The 18,598-nt window shown below is 46.1% G+C and carries 10 protein-coding genes and 1 pseudogene; 3 read left to right on the top strand and 8 right to left on the bottom strand.

Annotated elements, in window-relative coordinates:
- Positions 1 to 85: 85 nt before the first annotated feature.
- Together NQ510_RS05005 and NQ510_RS05000 are read left to right on the top strand one after the other, a co-directional pair.
- Complete coding sequence (locus NQ510_RS05005; protein WP_005824829.1) at positions 86 to 4,153, top strand: hybrid sensor histidine kinase/response regulator transcription factor; 4,068 nt, start codon at positions 86 to 88, stop codon at positions 4,151 to 4,153.
- Between the two features lie 22 nt (positions 4,154 to 4,175).
- Positions 4,176 to 8,423: pseudogene (locus NQ510_RS05000) on the top strand (glycoside hydrolase family 2 TIM barrel-domain containing protein).
- A 94-nt stretch (positions 8,424 to 8,517) separates the two neighbouring features.
- On the opposite strand, the gene mutS reads toward NQ510_RS05000, so the two are convergent.
- The 5 genes from mutS to NQ510_RS04975 all read right to left on the bottom strand — a co-directional run bounded on the left by mutS (position 8,518) and on the right by NQ510_RS04975 (position 14,550).
- Entirely contained in the window at positions 8,518 to 11,133 is a 2,616-nt protein-coding gene (mutS, locus tag NQ510_RS04995) for a DNA mismatch repair protein MutS (protein ID WP_005824820.1), read from the bottom strand.
- Positions 11,134 to 11,841: 708 nt separating this feature from the next.
- Positions 11,842 to 12,654, bottom strand: coding sequence for an SPFH domain-containing protein (locus NQ510_RS04990; RefSeq protein ID WP_005824816.1), 813 nt, complete (start codon positions 12,652 to 12,654; stop codon positions 11,842 to 11,844).
- Between the two features lie 421 nt (positions 12,655 to 13,075).
- Positions 13,076 to 13,597, bottom strand: coding sequence for a DUF3836 domain-containing protein (locus NQ510_RS04985; RefSeq protein WP_005824811.1), 522 nt, complete (start codon positions 13,595 to 13,597; stop codon positions 13,076 to 13,078).
- Between the two features lie 184 nt (positions 13,598 to 13,781).
- The gene (locus NQ510_RS04980) at positions 13,782 to 13,922 is read right to left on the bottom strand and encodes a hypothetical protein (protein WP_005824809.1); all 141 of its coding nucleotides are present in this window, start codon (positions 13,920 to 13,922) and stop codon (positions 13,782 to 13,784) included.
- Between the two features lie 271 nt (positions 13,923 to 14,193).
- Entirely contained in the window at positions 14,194 to 14,550 is a 357-nt protein-coding gene (locus NQ510_RS04975; protein ID WP_005824807.1) for a cupin domain-containing protein, read from the bottom strand.
- A gap of 199 nt (positions 14,551 to 14,749) precedes the next feature.
- Here NQ510_RS04975 and NQ510_RS04970 point away from each other — a divergent pair, with 199 nt between their 5' ends.
- The gene (locus tag NQ510_RS04970) at positions 14,750 to 16,015 is read left to right on the top strand and encodes a S41 family peptidase (RefSeq protein WP_005824806.1); all 1,266 of its coding nucleotides are present in this window, start codon (positions 14,750 to 14,752) and stop codon (positions 16,013 to 16,015) included.
- An 85-nt stretch (positions 16,016 to 16,100) separates the two neighbouring features.
- On the opposite strand, the gene NQ510_RS04965 is transcribed toward NQ510_RS04970, so the two are convergent.
- The 3 genes from NQ510_RS04965 to NQ510_RS04955 form a co-directional block, all read right to left on the bottom strand.
- Entirely contained in the window at positions 16,101 to 16,526 is a 426-nt protein-coding gene (locus NQ510_RS04965) for a DUF3836 domain-containing protein (protein ID WP_005824804.1), read from the bottom strand.
- A 290-nt stretch (positions 16,527 to 16,816) separates the two neighbouring features.
- Complete coding sequence (locus tag NQ510_RS04960) at positions 16,817 to 17,683, bottom strand: hypothetical protein (protein ID WP_005833948.1); 867 nt, start codon at positions 17,681 to 17,683, stop codon at positions 16,817 to 16,819.
- Positions 17,684 to 17,793: 110 nt separating this feature from the next.
- Entirely contained in the window at positions 17,794 to 18,492 is a 699-nt protein-coding gene (locus NQ510_RS04955) for a response regulator transcription factor (RefSeq protein WP_005833949.1), read from the bottom strand.
- Positions 18,493 to 18,598: the final 106 nt, after the last annotated feature.

Here is an 18,598-nt window from a genome sequence, read left to right as displayed (position 1 = left end):
TACAACTAAAGAAATATATTGCAAATATTGACTGTTTCCACCTTAAAATATATCTTTGCAACTTAAAATCAATACAACAAGCCACATGAAAGACATATACTGGAAAGGCCATACGATTTTATTGCTTATCAGCCTCTTATGCTGTTTTCCGGATTTTGTGTACGCTTACAGCCTACGGCAATTCTCCAATAAAAACGGTCTTTCCAATAGTGCCATCCAATCCCTTTACCAAGATAGCCAAGGTGTACTATGGATAGGAACATGCGACGGACTGAACGTGTTTGACGGCAACAATATCCACCTATATACGCCCGTTGATGTGTCACGCAACCTATTGTCAGGCAACATTATCAGCCAGATCGTAGAATCAGAGCCAGGCATACTGTGGTTACAAACCAACTACGGGTTAGACAGATTGGATACATACCGACAGACCTGCCGGACCTTTACCGAATTCAAGGACAACATCTTCTTGGCACGAAGCAAAAACAAGTGCATGTTAGTGCTGAAAGATGACGGAAATCTGTATCACTACCAACAAGAGAACCAGAAATTTCTCCAGTTAAACATCTCTTCCATGGATTTTAATAAAGTACTGTCCATGACCATTGATTCCAACAACCTGCTTTGGATATTCGCAACTGGAAACAACACTCGTTGCTATCGTCTGAACCACACGGGAAAAAGCGTGACACTGATTCCGGAAAAGCCATTTGGACATCACGGCTTGAAGCATGCCTTCATCGGAGAAGATTCAGCCTACTTCATTGATGAAACCTATGCCCTCTACGAATATAGTTTCAGCAACCGACAGTGTTACTACATTGCCGACCTGAAAGACGAAATAGAAAAACGAGGTGAAGTATCTTCCATCATCAAACGAGAAAATGACTTCTGTATCGGTTTCAAAAGCAGCGGCTTGATAGTACTGAAATATGAAGCAAACCAAAAGATTAAATACCGTATAGAATACACTGAAATACAGTCGGGCATCTTCTGTCTGATGAAAGACAAATTTCAAGATATCGTATGGGTAGCTACCGACGGAGAAGGGTTATACATGCTTTACAATGACACATTCACCATGACCAACACCCTGCTCAACACTCCCGCATATCAGGTGAACAACCCGGTACGCAGCCTTTACCTCGACCCACAGCAAACCTTATGGATAGGAACCAAAGGCAGTGGCATATTGCGTATACCGAATTATCTTGTCAACAATACACCCGAAAAACATGATCGTCTCATCACCGGTAACAGCACATTGACCGACAACTCCGTCTACTGTTTTGCACCCGGTGGAAAAGACCGACTTTGGATAGGTACGGAAAACGGAATCAATTATTATTCCTACTCTACCCACCAATTGAAAGAACTGGCGGTACAAGCCAATGGAACCAAAGTGAAATATGTGCACTCCATTGATCAAACCAATGACAGTACACTTTGGATTTCCACCGTGGGCGAAGGAATCGTAAAGGTGACACTAGAAAATCAGAGAAAAGATCCTATTGTGAAGCATGCTACACGGACTTTGGTGAGTAACGGACATATGGCATCAAACTATTTTTTCACCTCCTACCGTGAAAGCAGCTCTACGCTGTGGTTCGGGAACAGAGGGCTCGGAGCCTACCGCATTGATGTACGTACTGGAGAAATGGCACAGTTCCGCTTCAACAACTTGGTAAACAGCCAAACCGCCAACGATGTGTTCGCCATACACAAAAACGAGCAAGGCTACTGGCTGGGCACTGGATCAGGGCTTCTCCGCTTCTACTCAAACGAAGACGGAAACCCAGACAGCATCAGTGCAAAGCTCTACACCAACAGCACCGTACATGGTATCTTGGAGGACAACCGAGGCAATCTCTGGGTGAGTACCAATCAAGGATTGATGAGACTCAATCCCCAAGAACAGACCAAGCAGACCTACAACAACGGAAACGGACTGGCCGTGACCGAATTTAGTGATGGAGCCTTCTACAAAGACAATGCTACGGGAATCCTTTTCTTTGGAGGTGTAAACGGCTTCGTCACCGTGAAGCCCGATTCTTACATCACCACGGACTATATGCCCGAAATCAGCCTGAAAGGACTTTCCATCTTCGGTAAGGAATACAACCTGCATGATTTTCTACATTACAAAGACGGGAAGCCCGTGCTACAACTGGACTACAAACACAACTTCTTCCAGCTCAACTTCCGGATAACAGACTACATTAACGGAAACGACTATTTCTACTCCTATAAACTAAAGGAAGCAAGCGACCAATGGATAGAAAACGGAGTTTCACCCAATGCCATCTTCTCCAACCTTTCCCCCGGAGAATATACGCTGTTTGTGAAATACCGCAACAACATCAACGGTAAAGAAAGCCATCCGCAAGCCTTCACCATTTACATCGCTCCTCCCTGGTATCTCAGTACCTGGGCCTATGTGGGCTACTTTTTGTTAGGGTTACTATTATGTACAGGCATAGTCGCCTATGCATTCTATACCTACCGCCTGAAGCGGCAGCACATGATGAAGAAAATGGAACGACAGAAAAAAGAGGAAGTCTATGAATCAAAACTACGCTTCTTCACCAACATCACCCACGAGTTTTGCACCCCCCTCACCCTGATTCAGGGACCGTGCGAGAAGATACTCACCCACAAGGAGACAGATATCTACACGCACCGCTACGCCAAAATGATTCAGCAAAATGTGGAAAAGCTGAATGGTCTCATCGTGGAGTTGCTGGAGTTCAGAAGACTGGAAACGGAAAACAAAATGCTCTCCATACAGCCGCAGCCTGTTTCCGAAAAGTTAAGGGACATCGCCGAATCCTTCGGTGACATGGCGGAAAACAGAGAAATGAACTACTGCCTTGACATCGCCCCCGAACTGACATGGAACACCGACCTGAGCTGCTTCAACAAAATAGCCGGAAACCTCATATCCAACGCTTTCAAGTACACACCCGACAAGGGGAACATCAGCGTAACATTGTACACGAAAAACGAACGTCTTATTTTGAAGATAGCCAATACCGGCAAAGGCATCACACCGGAAAATCTCGGAAAGATATTCGACCGCTATAAGATTCTCGACTCCGTGGAGATGAACGGCAAAAACTCAAGAAACGGACTGGGGTTGGCCATCTGCAAAAACATGGTGACACTGTTGGAAGGAGACATAAACATCGAAAGCACACCGGGCGAACTGACCACCTTCACTGTAAGCCTTCCCTCGCTCCCCCCCAACGGACAAGAAGTACCGCAAACTGCATACGAAGCGGCTTCTCCAAGCATTCCCACCGAAGAGGTGCAAGAATTGCCCGAAAAATACACCCAAGAATTCGACGCAAACAAGCAGACGGTCATGGTGATAGATGATGACCCTTCCATGCTGTGGTTCGTATCCGAAATATTCACAGAGAAATACAACGTACTCTCCTTCAATAATGCCCAAAAGGCATTAGACAGCTTGGAACAACGACAGCCAGACCTCATCATCTCAGACGTGATGATGCCCGATATAGACGGGCTATCCTTCACCTCCACCATCAAGCAACACAAGCTGTGGAGCCATATCCCCCTAATCCTGCTCTCAGCACTGCATCACGAAGACGACCAAGTAAAAGGACTGGAATCGGGGGCGGATGCCTATGTCACCAAGCCTTTCAATGTGAAATATTTGGAAAAGATGGTCTATCATCTCATCCGCCGCGAAGAAAACCTGAAGGAATATTATAGTTCGGCACTCAGCACCTTTACCTGGAAAGAAGGAAGCTGCTTGCACAAAGAAGAACAAGAATTCTTAGAGAAAATGACAGAAGTCATTGAAAAGAACTTAGCCAATCCAGACCTGCAAGTAGAACTTTTGAGTAAGGAAATGGGCTACAGCAGCCGGCAGTTCTACCGCAAACTGAAACCACTTACTGACAAATCGCCTGCCGACATCATCAAAGAATACCGCCTCTCCACGGCGGAACGCTTGTTAGTCTCCAGCAACTTCACCATCGAAGAGCTGATGGACCGCACGGGATTCACCAACCGAAGCACTTTCTATAAAGCTTTTTCACAACGTTACGGAATGCCGCCCCGTCAATACTGCGAACGGCAAAAGAAGAACGTGAGGGAAGGACAGGAAATCACTAATACTTAATCATCTTATACCATCTGCATTTATGAAAAGAAGCTCTTTTTTGAGTATCGCATTCACCGGGCTGCTTGCTACCGCAGCCGCAACAGCACAAACTCACGAACAGCCCGAATGAAATGACCTGAACATTTCGGGAGTGAACAAAGAAACGGCATGCCAAACCGCCATTCCCTTTGCCGACGAAGGACAAGCCCTACGCCTGAGCATCGAGGAATCCCCCTATTATCAAACTCTGAACGGTACATGGAAATTCCATTGGGTGGCCGACCCCGAAAAACGGCCGAAGGATTTCTTCAAGCCCGACTACGACGTAAGTGACTGGGACAACATCAAAGTGCCTGCCACATGGCAGATAGAGGCTGTACGCCATAACAAGCCCTGGGACAAGCCTTTGTATTGCAATACCATTTACCCTTTCTGTGATTACAGTAAAGGAGTACAATGGCCCAACGTCATCCAACCTCGCCCGGCAGACTATACTTTCGCCAACATGCCCAATCCCGTAGGCAGTTACCGACGTGAATTCACTTTGCCCACATCTTGGAAGGGCAGAGATGTATTTATTCGCTTCAATGGAGTGGAAGCAGGTTTCTATCTTTGGTTGAACGGTAAAAAAGTGGGCTATTCAGAAGACAGCTACTTACCTGCCGAGTTCAATCTGACTCCCTATTTACAAGAAGGAAAAAACACATTGGCAGTTGAAGTGTACCGTTTCACCGATGGAAGTTTTCTTGAATGTCAAGATTTCTGGCGGTTCAGCGGTATCTTCCGCGATGTATTCCTATGGTCAGCACCACGCACGCAAATTAGGGACTTCTTCTTCCGAACCGACTTGGACGGAGATTATCGTAATGCTACAGTTTTTTTGGACGTGGAAATCACCGGTAAGAAAAGTTCTGCCGAACTCATAGTGAAGCTCTCCGACACAGAAGGAAAGGAAGTGCTATCACGCACTATCCACGCCACAAAAATAGGTAGTACCCATCTGGAATTCGATGTGAAGAACCCACTGAAATGGACAGCCGAAACACCCAGCCTCTACAACCTGACCCTGACCCTAAAACAGAAGGGAAAAGTGACAGACCTACGTAGTGTAAAGGTAGGCTTCCGCGAAATAGAGTTTGCCAAAAACGGACAACTGCTGATTAACGGCAAACCCACTCTTTTCAAAGGTGTCAACCGCCACGATCACAGCCCATTGAATGGCCGTACCGTCTCCAAAGAAGAGATGGAAAAGGACGTACAACTAATGAAAGCGCTGAACGTAAATGCTGTCCGTACCTCCCATTACCCCAACAACCCTTACTTTTACGACCTATGCGACCGCTATGGCATCTATGTATTGGCAGAAGCCAATGTAGAGTGCCACGGCGAAATGCGTCTCTCACACGAGCCACAGTGGGAAAAATCATTCACCGAGCGCAACGAGAACCAAGTGAAACGTTTCCGTAACCACGCTTCCATCGTAATGTGGTCCATGGGCAACGAATCGGGAAACGGAAACAACTTCTCCACTGCTGAAAAGGCCATCAAACGTTTGGATACTACCCGCCCCACCCACTACGAGGGAAACAGTTCCTTCTGCGACGTGACCAGTTGCATGTACCCAAGTGTGGACTGGCTGGAAAACGTAGGCCGTGAACGATTGGAGAAAATACAAAAGGGCGAGATCGTGAAACCTCACGTAGTATGCGAGTATGCCCATGCCATGGGAAATTCCATAGGAAACTTCAAGGAATACTGGGAAACCTACGAACGCTATCCGGCACTCATCGGAGGTTTCATTTGGGATTGGGTGGACCAAAGCCTGCGTATGCCCACTCCCGACGGCAAAGGCTTCTACATGGCCGTAGGCGGTGACTTTGGTGACAAGCCCAACGACGGTAACTTCTGTACCAACGGCGTCATCTTCTCCGACCGTACATTATCTGCCAAATCCTATGAAATGAAGAAGATACATCAACCCATCCGCATAGAAGCATTAGGGAATGGCAAATATAGAATCAGCAACAAGCGATTCCATGCCAATATGGAAGACCTCTACGGGAGATACGAAATAACGGAAGATGGAAGGACCGTCTGCTCAGGCAATCTGGAAGATTTGAAGCTGGAAGCACAGGCAAGCAAAGTCATCACCCTGCCAGACATACCCGCAACGAAGGTACCCGGAGCAGAATACTTTATCAATTTCAGTTTCTGCCAAAAAAGAGATACCGAATGGGCAAAAGCCGACTACGAGGTAGCCACCGAACAATTCAAGCTATCAAGCAGCGAGAAACCTATATTCGTACCCGAAAAAGGAAACATCAATCTAAACGAAACTGCCGACGCATTGGTGGTGAAAGGTGAACGTTTTGAAGCTGTCTTCTCCAAGGAAGAAGGAACTTTATCGGCATATACATTGAATAATATCCCCCTGATAAGTAAAGGACTCGAACTGAACCTCTTCCGTGCTCCCACCGACAACGATAAACAGGTAAGTGGCGATTGGCAACGCAAAGGCCTTTACCAGCTGCAAGCGGAAACCGGCAAATGGGAAACCCACCAAGAAGAGGACAGAATAACCCTGCACATCCGGAACTGCCACAAAGGTAAACTCGGTTTTGAGTATCGCACAGAAATAGAATACACCGTAAATGCCGATGGTTCCATCATGGTGAACAGTGTCATCATCCCGGTATCCGACAGCGAAATCATTCCGCGTGTGGGCTATCGAATGGAACTGCCCGAAGGCTTCGAGCGTATGCGTTGGTATGGACGTGGCCCATGGGAAAACTACGTAGACCGCAAGGATGCCACCCCAATAGGCGTATACGAAAGTACAGTATCCGACCAATGGGTGAACTATGTAAAGCCTCAGGAGATGGGTAACCATGAAGAGGTACGCTGGATTTCCATCACCAACGCCGACGGTATGGGCTTCGTTTTCGTGGCAGGCGACCAAATGGCGGCTTCTGCCCTGCATGTCAGAGCACAAGACATGGCAGACCCCGACCATCTGCAAAAACTGATTCACAAATACGACATCCCGATGCGCAAGGAGACAGTTCTTTGTCTTGATGCCCACAATCGTCCTCTGGGCAACGCAAGCTGCGGTCCAGGCCCGATGAAAAAATACGAACTGCAAGCAACTCCCGTAGCATTCAGCTTCATCATGATGCCTTTGGAAAGAAGCTACACGCAAAGTGAGCTTACCAAGAAAGCACGCGTACAGATGCCTGCATGCATGCCCGTAATGGTAGAACGCGATAACAACGGTTACCTGCAAATGAGTACCGGAACTCCGGACGCGACCATCTTCTACAGCCTTAACGGTAACGAATACCGGGAATACACAGCTCCATTCGAGTTCATTGACGGTGGAAAGATACAAACATACGCTGTTTCTGGAAAATTAGGCAAGAGCCTGGTCACTACTATGGAACTACCCATATTCGTAGACCACTCGGCATGGAAGGTGGTCTCCTCCAGCAGCGACAGCCAAGGAGAAGAGGCGCAAAACGCCATCGATGGAGACCCTTCCACGTATTGGCACACCCGTTGGCACGAACCCATTCCAGAGTTTCCACACAGCATTGTGGTAGACATGGCTTCCCTACTGGTAGTGGACAAATTCATCTACACAGCACGACATTCCAATGATAACGGACACGTCAAAGACTACGAGCTAAGCTTCAGCAAAGACGGAAAAAATTGGGAAAGCACCGTCAAAGGTACATTCTCCAATCTGACGTCTGCCCAAACCATAACATTGGAAACACCCGTCACTGCCCGTTACTTCAAATTCGTTCCCTTGTCCGAAATGCACGGCAGGAAATGGGCTTCGGCAGCCGAACTGAATGTGAGCAGCGGAGCATCCCAGAGACAAATAGTGGTCTCCGTAGACAGCGATGCAGACAACAGCATGAAGCTGGCGGCAGACGGTAACATAAACACCTATTGGCACACGGTACACAACCAATTCTACATAGCTCCCTACCCTCATGAGATACATCTTTCCCTATCCAAAGAGGCCACTATAAAGGGTATCCGCTACACTCCGCGACAAGATAGCGAAGAAGGACGGATAGCTTCCTATGAAGTATATGCAAGCAAAGATGGAAAAAATTGGGGGCAGCCCATTACCTATGGCACCTTCCATATAGGTACAGCAACGCAAACTATAGAATTTACTCCTTGCCGGGCACGCTATGTGAAACTATCGGGATTATCGGCCCATGACAAAGGAAAGAAAGCTGCCATAGCAGAATTAGAGATAATCTTGGAAGAATAATTTTATATGAAAAACTATTAACCATGGAGTTTCAAGACTTGTGCAAAAACTTGTACAAGTCCTGAAATTCCACGTTTTCTCCTATAAGCAAAAATCACTTCCCTTTCACTATCCGCTTAATATCATTCAGCTTGTTCAGCGCCTCCAGCGGCGTCAAGTTATTCACATCCAGATTCAGTATCTCATCGCGTATCTGGCACAGCACCGGGTCGTCGAGCTGAAAGAAGCTGAGCTGCATACCACCGCGTGTCTCTCCCACTTCCACCATCGGTTTGCTGGAAATCCCCTGCTGGCGGTTGTCCGTTTCCAGTTGTTTCAGAATGTCATTGGCACGCTTCACGATGCTTTTGGGCATACCTGCCATTTTGGCTACATGGATACCGAAGGAGTGTTCGCTGCCGCCGCGCTCCAATTTGCGCAGGAAGATGACTTTGTTATCTATCTCCTTCACCGAAACGTTGTAGTTCTTAATACGCTTGAAGCTTTTCTCCATCTCGTTCAACTCATGGTAGTGCGTGGCAAACAAGGTGCGTGCCTTCGCTTTTGGATGCTCATGGATATGCTCCACAATCGCCCAGGCGATGGAAATACCGTCGTACGTAGAAGTACCGCGTCCCAGCTCGTCGAACAGCACCAGGCTGCGGGGAGAAAGGTTGTTCAAGATATCCGCCGCCTCGTTCATCTCCACCATAAAGGTAGACTCGCCCACGGAAATATTATCGCTGGCACCCACACGGGTGAATATCTTATCCACCAAACCGATATGGGCACTCTCCGCAGGCACGAAACTGCCGATTTGAGCCAGTAGCGTAATCAGCGCCGTCTGCCTCAGCAAAGCGGACTTACCCGCCATGTTGGGACCCGTAATGATGATAATCTGCTGCGTCTGGCTGTCCAGCATCACATCGTTGGCAATATACTTCTCGCCGATGGGGAGCTGCTTCTCAATGACCGGATGCCGTCCCTGATGGATTTCCAGCACATCGTCGTCGGCAATGACGGGGCGTATATAGTTGTTCTCGCGCGCCGCTGTGGCAAAGGAGAGCAGGCAGTCCAACCGTGCTATCTGGTTCGCATTGATTTGAATGGCAGGAATGAACTCGCTCAAAGATTGTACCAGCTCTGCATAGAGTTGTGTTTCCAGTACCAGTATCTTGTCCTCCGCGCCGAGAATCTTCTCCTCGTATTCCTTCAATTCCTGGGTAATATAGCGCTCGGCATTGGCAAGGGTCTGCTTGCGTATCCACTCTGCCGGCACCTTGTCCTTATGCGTGTTGCGCACCTCGATGTAGTAGCCGAAAACATTGTTGTAGCCTATCTTCAAACTGGGAATCTCTGTCAGTTCGCTCTCGCGCTGCTGTATCTGCAACAGATAATCCTTGCCGGAGTAGGCAATCCGGCGCAACTCGTCCAGCTCGGCACTGACACCGGATTTGATGACACCTCCCTTATTAATCAATAACGGCGGGTCATTGTCTATCTCCCGGTCAATACGGTCGCGGATAGACTGGCAGATATTCAACTGCTCGCCTATATGATTCAAGCTGGCATTATCGGCATCCATGCAAGCTGCCTTGATGGGTTCTATCGCCTGCAAAGCCACCTTCAACGCCACCACCTCACGCGGAGAGACACGCCCTACCGCCACTTTGGAGATGATGCGTTCCAAGTCGCCAATCAAATGCAACTGCTCTTCTATCAACTCTTTGAAATCGGGCTGGCGGAAAAAGTATTCCACCACATTCAGCCGCTCGTTAATCGGCTGCACGTCCTTCAACGGGAATACCAGCCAGCGTTTCAGCAGGCGGGCACCCATCGGGCTGATGGTCTTGTCTATCACATTCAGCAGACTACTGCCACCGTCGTTCATCGACCCCATCAACTCCAGGCTGCGCACCGTGAACTTATCCAGGCGGACATACTTATCCTCCTCGATGCGTGCCAGCGAAGTGACATGCCCTATCTGCGTATGCTGCGTCATGATGAGGTATTGCAGGATGGCTCCCGAAGCGATGATACCGTTCTTGAGATGCTCCACACCGAAGCCTTTCAAGTTCTTCACCTCGAAATGCTTCAGCAGCTTTTCGCGGGCAGATGTCTCGGTAAACACCCAGTCGTCCAACTCGAAGGTGAAGAACTTGCTGCCGAAGTTTCCTTCGAACATCAGCCGCTTGCCACGCTCGAAAAGCACCTCTTTGGGGGCAAAGTTGTTCAGCAGCTTGTCCACATAGTCGAAAGGTCCTTCCGCCGTCAGAAATTCGCCCGTAGATATGTCCAGGAAAGCCACACCGCAGGCACCCTTACCGAAATGCACGGCAGCCAGGAAGTTGTTCTCCCGGTAGTTCAGCACATTGTCGTTGATGGAAACTCCCGGCGTCACCAGCTCCGTGATGCCGCGCTTCACCAGTTTCTTCGTCAGCTTCGGGTCCTCCAACTGGTCGCAGATGGCCACACGCTTGCCGGCACGTATCAGCTTGGGCAGATAGGTGTCGAGCGCATGATGCGGGAAACCCGCCATTTCGATGGTTTTCCCCTTGCCATTGGCACGTTTGGTCAAGGTAATACCGAGGATTTCGGACGCGACGACGGCATCGGTGGAATAGGTTTCATAGAAGTCACCACAACGAAACAGCATGACAGCATCGGGATGCTTTGCCTTCAAGTCGAGGAACTGCTTCATCATCGGGGTAAGGACAATATCTTCGTGCATACAAGTCTTTAATTTTTAATTTCCAAAGCTTTGAGCCAAGAGAGCAGGAAATCGTCAAGTAAGACCCAAAACTTAATGTGACAAAGATAATTCTTTTTTAGAAAACAGCCACGGAGAGGCTTCAAAACCTTAGCAAGCCTTAACAAAGAGACGCATTTTCCTAAAACATGTTATAAAACAGTCTTTTTTATTTGCTTTATTTGGAGATAAGCAAAAAGTTCGTACCTTTGCAATGTGTTTTTCATAGTATTAGATTTAAGGTTAACAAAGGTTGGAGTACAGCGGTACTCCTTTTTTTATGCCCATACCTTTCGTATCTTTCCCCTTTTCCCTTACAAAAGTACATATTCACTCGGCGAAACGCCCTTTATCTTCTTGAAAACCTTGTTCATGCGATCCCAACAAGGATGAGCAACAGTTGTCTCCCATTTACTACATTCCCTATTTAAGCAACAATTCCTGCAATACTGCATTTTAAATTCTTGCTTACTAAAACTTATTCGTCCGACAGCCGTTGAATTATCGTCCGACAATTGTCGGACGATAATTCAACGGCTGTCGGACGATAATTCAACAAGTATCGGACGAATAAATCTTAGCAAATAGAGAGATAGATGGCTTACCGCTTGATTTATTTGTGATTATCCGCGCACACAATCAGTACCTCCCCAAAAGAATCAAGTTGCCAATGGGGTCTCATAGAGATTGTCATTGCAACTTCAGGAATGGCAACGTATTTCCACCGGTAGACAACGGCAATTTCCCGTCCCATTTCTCCACAGCCTTTAGTTGAATCAATTCCGGCGTGATGCTTTGTTGAAGGATACGGTTGGCATCTGCCTTACCCTTGGCGGCAGCTACTACCTTTTCCGCCTCGGCTATAGCGGCTTTCTTTTCATTCTCCACCTTCAAGGCATTCTGCACAGCAGTATTCTTTTCGTCAATGGCAGCTTGCAGCACATCGTTGGGTTTCACGGACGACTGTATGTTGGTAAACGTAAAGCCACGGGTACTGAGACGCTCCTTCAGTAATGCCTCCACCTCCTTCTCGAAAGCCGGACGGTTGTTGATGAGCGAATCCGTCTCATAGAGTCCTGCCACGTCCTTATAAGCGTTCTTCACTTCCGTCAGGATAACACTCTGTTCCAATTCTTCGGTAGTCTTGCGATAGCGTAGAAAAACTACTTTGGCATCCTCCCGCTCAATGAAGTATTCTATAGTAGGGTCTGTCTTGAAGATGGTTCCCTTCTTGTCCTGAATGTCGAAAGGTTCGTAGTCTACAATCTGCGCAAATGCAGGATATTCGAATAGCTGCTTGGCAAAACGGTTGTAAACCACCCATCCGGTCTCCACCTTGGCATCATCTACTCCACGCTCACTACCGGCCAGATTGACGATGATGCCCGTCTGTCCCGAATCAATACGCTCCACGGCAAACATGACCAAGAACAATACTATAATTCCAATGACTGCGACTCCTGCCGCGCCTACTCTCACTGTTGATTTGTTTGTGACTTTCATGGTGTTTTCTGTTAGTTTAATGAGTGAATAATGCTCCAAAGATATTTATAATTGTTTGTTCAAAAAAGGCAATCCGTTATTTTTGGAAGAGAAGAAGGCCTCCCTCCCGCACACAGTGTAGAAAGGAGGCCCATAGTCTCTATATTTTCAGAATTTACTCAGTCACGATACGACCTGCCAACAGTGATTTCTTCAGATAACTTTCAGCACACTATAGGAATTACCCTCACTCCCACTGGACATGGTGCTGATTTCCTTTGCCACTTCTTTCAGTCTTGCCGGATTGCTGTATTTATATATAATTGTAGGATATACCTTTTTACAGAATTCTGTGCCAAATTACTTAAACGTTCGTGTTTGCGAAATAATATTGCCATAATGTCTTGGTTTTTAAAATAAATAGAATAGAAATCGTGTTTTCTTATTTCTCTGCCAATAGCTGCACAGATTCATCCGTCATGTGATGGTCTGCTGTCAAGCTCCAGTCATTGTTCTTTTCGTCCCATTCGTAGCTGAGGTAGCGCAAGACACTGCTGTCGGTCTGCCGATAGACGGCTTTCTGCTTGATGTCGGTGTAGGCATTGCTTTGCTCGTTCCAGAGGGCGTATTCCACAGTGACGTCGTCCGTATAGAAGAAGTTAAGACTGTGGTGCTTCTCAAAGCTTTGCGTGGATTCGTTCCATTTCAGCACTTCTTTTTGGGAGATGCGACCGGAGTTGTCGTAAATGTAATTGTACTTCAGGTGGCGGTGCAGGAATTTCTGATTCTCCACTTTGAATACGGTTTGTGTTTCCACACGGCCGTCGTTGGTTTCGGTATTATAGGCAAAGTTGTCTGTACGGTTAACGGCTGCTGCGCTTACTACGTTTACTAAAGAGGTCATTGCGATGATTGCTGAAATTACTAAAGTCTTCATAATGGTTCTATTTTTTAAGTTATACATTTTGTTTCAAGTTCTTGTCTTTGGGGGAGTTGTTCCCTTTCGACATTGCAAAGATAGGAGGTGGTAAAAAGCTTTTAGGTTATCGTTACGTTAATGTTAGGTTAACGGAGATATTTATTACTTTTGCGCCCAAAACAAGAACAAAATGAAAACACGTTTCCTCTTATATCTTTCCTTTTCCAATCTATCGGAGACGTAACTGGATAGGCATACAGCAGACTGTCACCACATCTACTATTGAGAAGTACCATCTTTCTTCTATGTCGTCCCAAACGGTTCGGACTTTCTTCGCTTCGAAAAGCTTGATGGCATTATGCTGGGTCATGATATTATGTTTTCAATTCTTAGTTTTAAGCTCTTTGATTGGGTCCTCGTTATGTGACAGAAACAATGCTCTTTCTTCAATTTAATCATAATTTCTGTTTTATTGCATCAGTTGACATAGTCTGTTTTCTTAGGTATAGTACAAAATATATGATTATTTTGACTTAAAACAAATCGCAGTCAATAAATCACTGCACATCATATGACAATAGGGAATAGCCTGCACCACAGACCATCCCCTATCACCTTAATTCTACTTGTGTGACTTCCTCTTACTTCACCACACCGTCCGTCATCGTAAAGCCTTCCAGAGAGCCGGCTTTCACCTGAATACAAATCACACTGATGGCGCTGTCTGCCGCAGCCGACAATTGGCGTTCTCCTGCCGGAGCCACGCGAAGCCAGTCACCCGCCTGCAGTTCTACGGTTTCTCCGTCAACCACCATGGTGCCGCGTCCGGAGAGGACGGCATAAATTTCTTCATTTTGCTTGTGCGAATGCACAAAAGGTACTCCTGCACCAGCCGGCAAATTGCTGATAGATACTTCTGCACCAGTCAGATTCAATGAATCGTGCAACTCGACACGTGCCTCGCCTGCGGGCACATTTACTTTCTGATAGTTCTTCATAATCACTTCTCCTTAGTATGTTTTGATTTACGGCTGCAAAGTTAGCCAACTACCAGACATCGTACAAGAAGGCACTTGAAGCTCAGTTAGTTACCTCCATGTTACCATTATTGGCAAATAAGGAGTTAGAAAAATAAGATTAACAAAAATTATTACTATTTTTGCCGAAAAAGCAAATATCGACTAAACTCTATAAAACATGAAGATTCTGAAAAAAATTTCAAAAGTAATAGTCATCGTAATGGCTGTACTGGCAACCATTTGGTGTGGTTTGTATGTTTATGCCAACTATTTCTATAATGACAAGCAGATTGATGTAGAAAACTTCTACATCGCGGAACTACCGTTAACCCCCTCGCAGTTTGAAGAAGATTTCAAAGAAATACACCAGATTGTCATGGAGAATTATTCATTATACCAAGCCAAGCATCTGAATATGGATTCATTGTATCAAGCTTGTGACGCCCGCGTTCGCCAGGCGCAGACCACCACAGACTACGGACTGATAGTGCAGGAATACATCTCTGCCTTACAATGCGCCCACGCCATTACCTGCTACAAGAGGTACACAGCCAATCAGCGCGTAGCCTTTATAGAGGATTTCTTGTTCGTTGACAAACCCAATGACTATCTGACAGAATACGGCTTCCAGGACAAAGACCGGATTATAGCTATCAACGGACTCCCCTATAAACAATGGATTGAACAGAACGAAAAATATACCGAAGCATCTACCGTCCCCCACAGACGGCTCCGTACAGCCTATGATGCGTTCCGTAGTTATGCAGACACCCTAAGAAACTATACACTGCTGAGAGGGGGCGATACTCTGACCGTCACCCTTCCCTTGAAACAAAGGGACTATTTTCCGGATAACGAAGAACAAACTGTGGAGAGCAGGATATTACAAGACAGCATTGGTTACCTTACCATCAAAACCATGATGAACCCCGTCATGGAAGATTTCAAGGCGGTCTATCCCAAAGTCAAGGATTTACCATACCTCATTATAGACGTACGTAGAAACGGCGGAGGAAACAGCATGAATGGAGTAAACATCTGCAAGTACTTCATCCGCGAAGCACAACCACACTGCGTCAGCAAGAGCTACATCATGCAGCCCGAAGCCGACGCCTATAAAGGTAAAATCTATCTGCTGACCGACACATATACGCTCTCTGCTGCCGAGAGCTTCACACTCGACATGAAGGAAAGCGGAAATGTCACCCTCATCGGCGAAGCTACCGGAGGGGATACCGGCAATGGCCCCCGTCCTTTCTGTACCAAACAGCGGACCTATTTCCGTATCCCTACCCGCCAGCCGGACGTCTCTTCTAAAGGTTTCCCCATGGAAGGTATAGGCATACCGCCCCATCATCAAGTATCCCAAACCGTAGCAGATTTCATGAAGGATGAAGATACAGTGCTGAATTATGCTGTCGGACTGATAACAGAGAAACAATAATACATTTCCTCAACGAAAAAGAGCCAAGTATCAAAGGTGTGTCACCTCACGATACTTGGCTCTTTTGTATTTGATATATTATCCTTTATTTGGTACTTGCCAACATCAAAGCCGCATTGCTGTCATTCAGTTCGTAAACGGTAGTTTGCGTATAGCTGTCGTAACCATTAGTTCTACTGTTCCAACGGGCATAGTTCAACTCAACTTCACTGTCAGTGTATTCAACATCCAGCTTGAAATAAGGCACCCAGGCTTCCTTTACGCTATCCCACTTGAAAGCTTCCTTGCTCGTCACACGGTTCTCACTGTCATAAGTGTAAGTGTAGCGGAGGTGACGGAAAAGGTGTCCGTCCTCATTGCGGAAGATAGTCTTGGCGGTCATCAGTTCTCCGGTCATCTCCTCGTTTTTCACATAATCGGCAGGAGTTGTCGCGCTTGCAGAAAAGTTCATTACACTTGCCATTACCACTGCCATCATTACCACTGCTTTTGAAAATACTGTTGCTTTCATAATCGTTATTTTTTATTGTTATTACTTCTTTCTCTGAGGAGGTTGTTGTTTCATAACCGCCTTCGCCTATATATAGTCAATCTGCGTGCCAAAGAATTAAATCACTGATTATCAAAGAATAACTATTTTATAGTAATGTCCATTTTCGGACAACTGTCCGCACAAAAACGAACAGCAAAACAAAAAATAAACGAAATATCATGAAAGTATTTCTACATTAGCAATAATATTATGTAACAGTAGTAAACTGTTTGATGATTGTCCCTACAAAAAGCTGATGTATACTTATCTTATCTCAATGGCGGCATCTGAAAACGTGGTGGGGCAATAGTCGCTCCGCCACTGCCCCCTCTATTATCAAAGACGGTGTTACGCAGAATCTCATACAAGATTCCACCTACATCCAGACTTAATTTAAACTTGTCGAAATTATAATAGGGAATCACAACGGGAACCGTCTCCCAACGACCGCGATAAGCATCGTAATAACGTTGTACTCCAACTTCCATACCAAAACGTTCGGACATATCCAGAGACATGGTGGCACCGTAGCGGTGGGTATCCATCCCGTAAGTATTTCCTATGGCATACGAACCGAAAACCTTAAAAGCTACACGGTCCGAAGCCTGATACCGCAAAGCTCCCGAAGTACTGAAAGCCTGCCCGGTGGAATGAATCATATTTATCTTCATGGCATCTACGCCAAGCTGGAGCGTCAGCCTTTGGTTAAAGGCATGCTGATATCCCAGGGAAGCATTGTTGAAACGTCCGATACCCGGTACGCTGGTCTGCCCACCGGAACCGAATAACATACCGTGAGGAAACTGTCTTAATACACCGCTTGTACTGTAATCTCCCCGAAATAGCAGGGAAGGATTGGTCTGATAAGGCAGACGAAGAGACTCTTTCAGTGAAAAATCGGGCAGGGAATAGGAGTGCTCCGGATGAAACATGGAAGAAGGGGCAGAGTTTTCAGAAGGAAGCTCAAAAGGAGAGAATAGAGATTCATTGAATTCCGGCTGTATCTGTATACTGTCACGAATGAAACGTACACTGTCTTCCTGCGCAAAAAGCAATTGCGGCACAAAAGCCAACAGCAGGCAGATTCCCAAACGGCCACCAAGACAAGAGATACTGACTTTCCGTTTTATACACATATACCCTCCTTCTTTATATTCATATAATACTGCTATACAAAAATAACGAAAATAAACCAGAAGAACAGTACATGTACTGCTAAATTATTGCAATATAGAAGGATACATTATTAATTTTCTATCAGTATCAATCCTACTCCTTTCACTGTTTTAATGGTTACCGACTCGTCTTCCGAAAGAAATTTCCGAAGTTTCGTCACAAATACATCCAGGCTGCGGGAAGCAAAGTAATCATCTTCCGTATTCCAGAATTTATCCAAGATAGCTTCCCGGCGGATAACGTCTCCCCGCTTCTCACAAAGCATCTGCAACAAACCTGTCTCGCGCACAGTCAAAGTCTTGTTTACACCCGAAGCATGTTTCAAAGTGGCATGTGTGGCATCCAACACATATTCCTTGCCTATCTTGTAGCATTGACTCATGTCTTTCGATTTTTCGCCTTTGGAAAGCTTCAATAAGGCGTGGACATGTGCATCCAGTTCTTCGGGAATGAACGGTTTCTTTATATAGTTATTGGCACCGATTTCATAACCTTTTACCACATCTTTAGGAGATATCAGGGCAGAGGAGAACAGAATCGGAGTTTCCCCATCTGTCTCGCGGATACGCTTCACCATCTCGTAACCGTTCATAACGGGCATTTCTATATCAGATACTATCACATCAGGATGTTGTTCTTTCCACTGTTTCAAGCCCTCCTCGCCATTGGCGGCAGCAATCACTTCATAACCGCCTATCATATCTTCCAACCCGCCCTGAACTATATATCTCAAGCTTGCATCGTCTTCTACCAACAATAACTTTATCATAATGCGTTTATTATATATTGCAAAAATAAGGAAAAGAATGAATGCAACAGTCATATTGCTATAAAATAAACGAGGAAAACAACGCCTCTTAACCTAATATTAACGT

The organism is Bacteroides uniformis (assembly GCF_025147485.1).
GTDB classification, from domain to species: Bacteria; Bacteroidota; Bacteroidia; order Bacteroidales; family Bacteroidaceae; genus Bacteroides; species Bacteroides uniformis.
The sequence above is the reverse complement of the archived record's forward strand: the minus strand, read 5'-3'. Positions and strand labels throughout refer to the sequence as shown.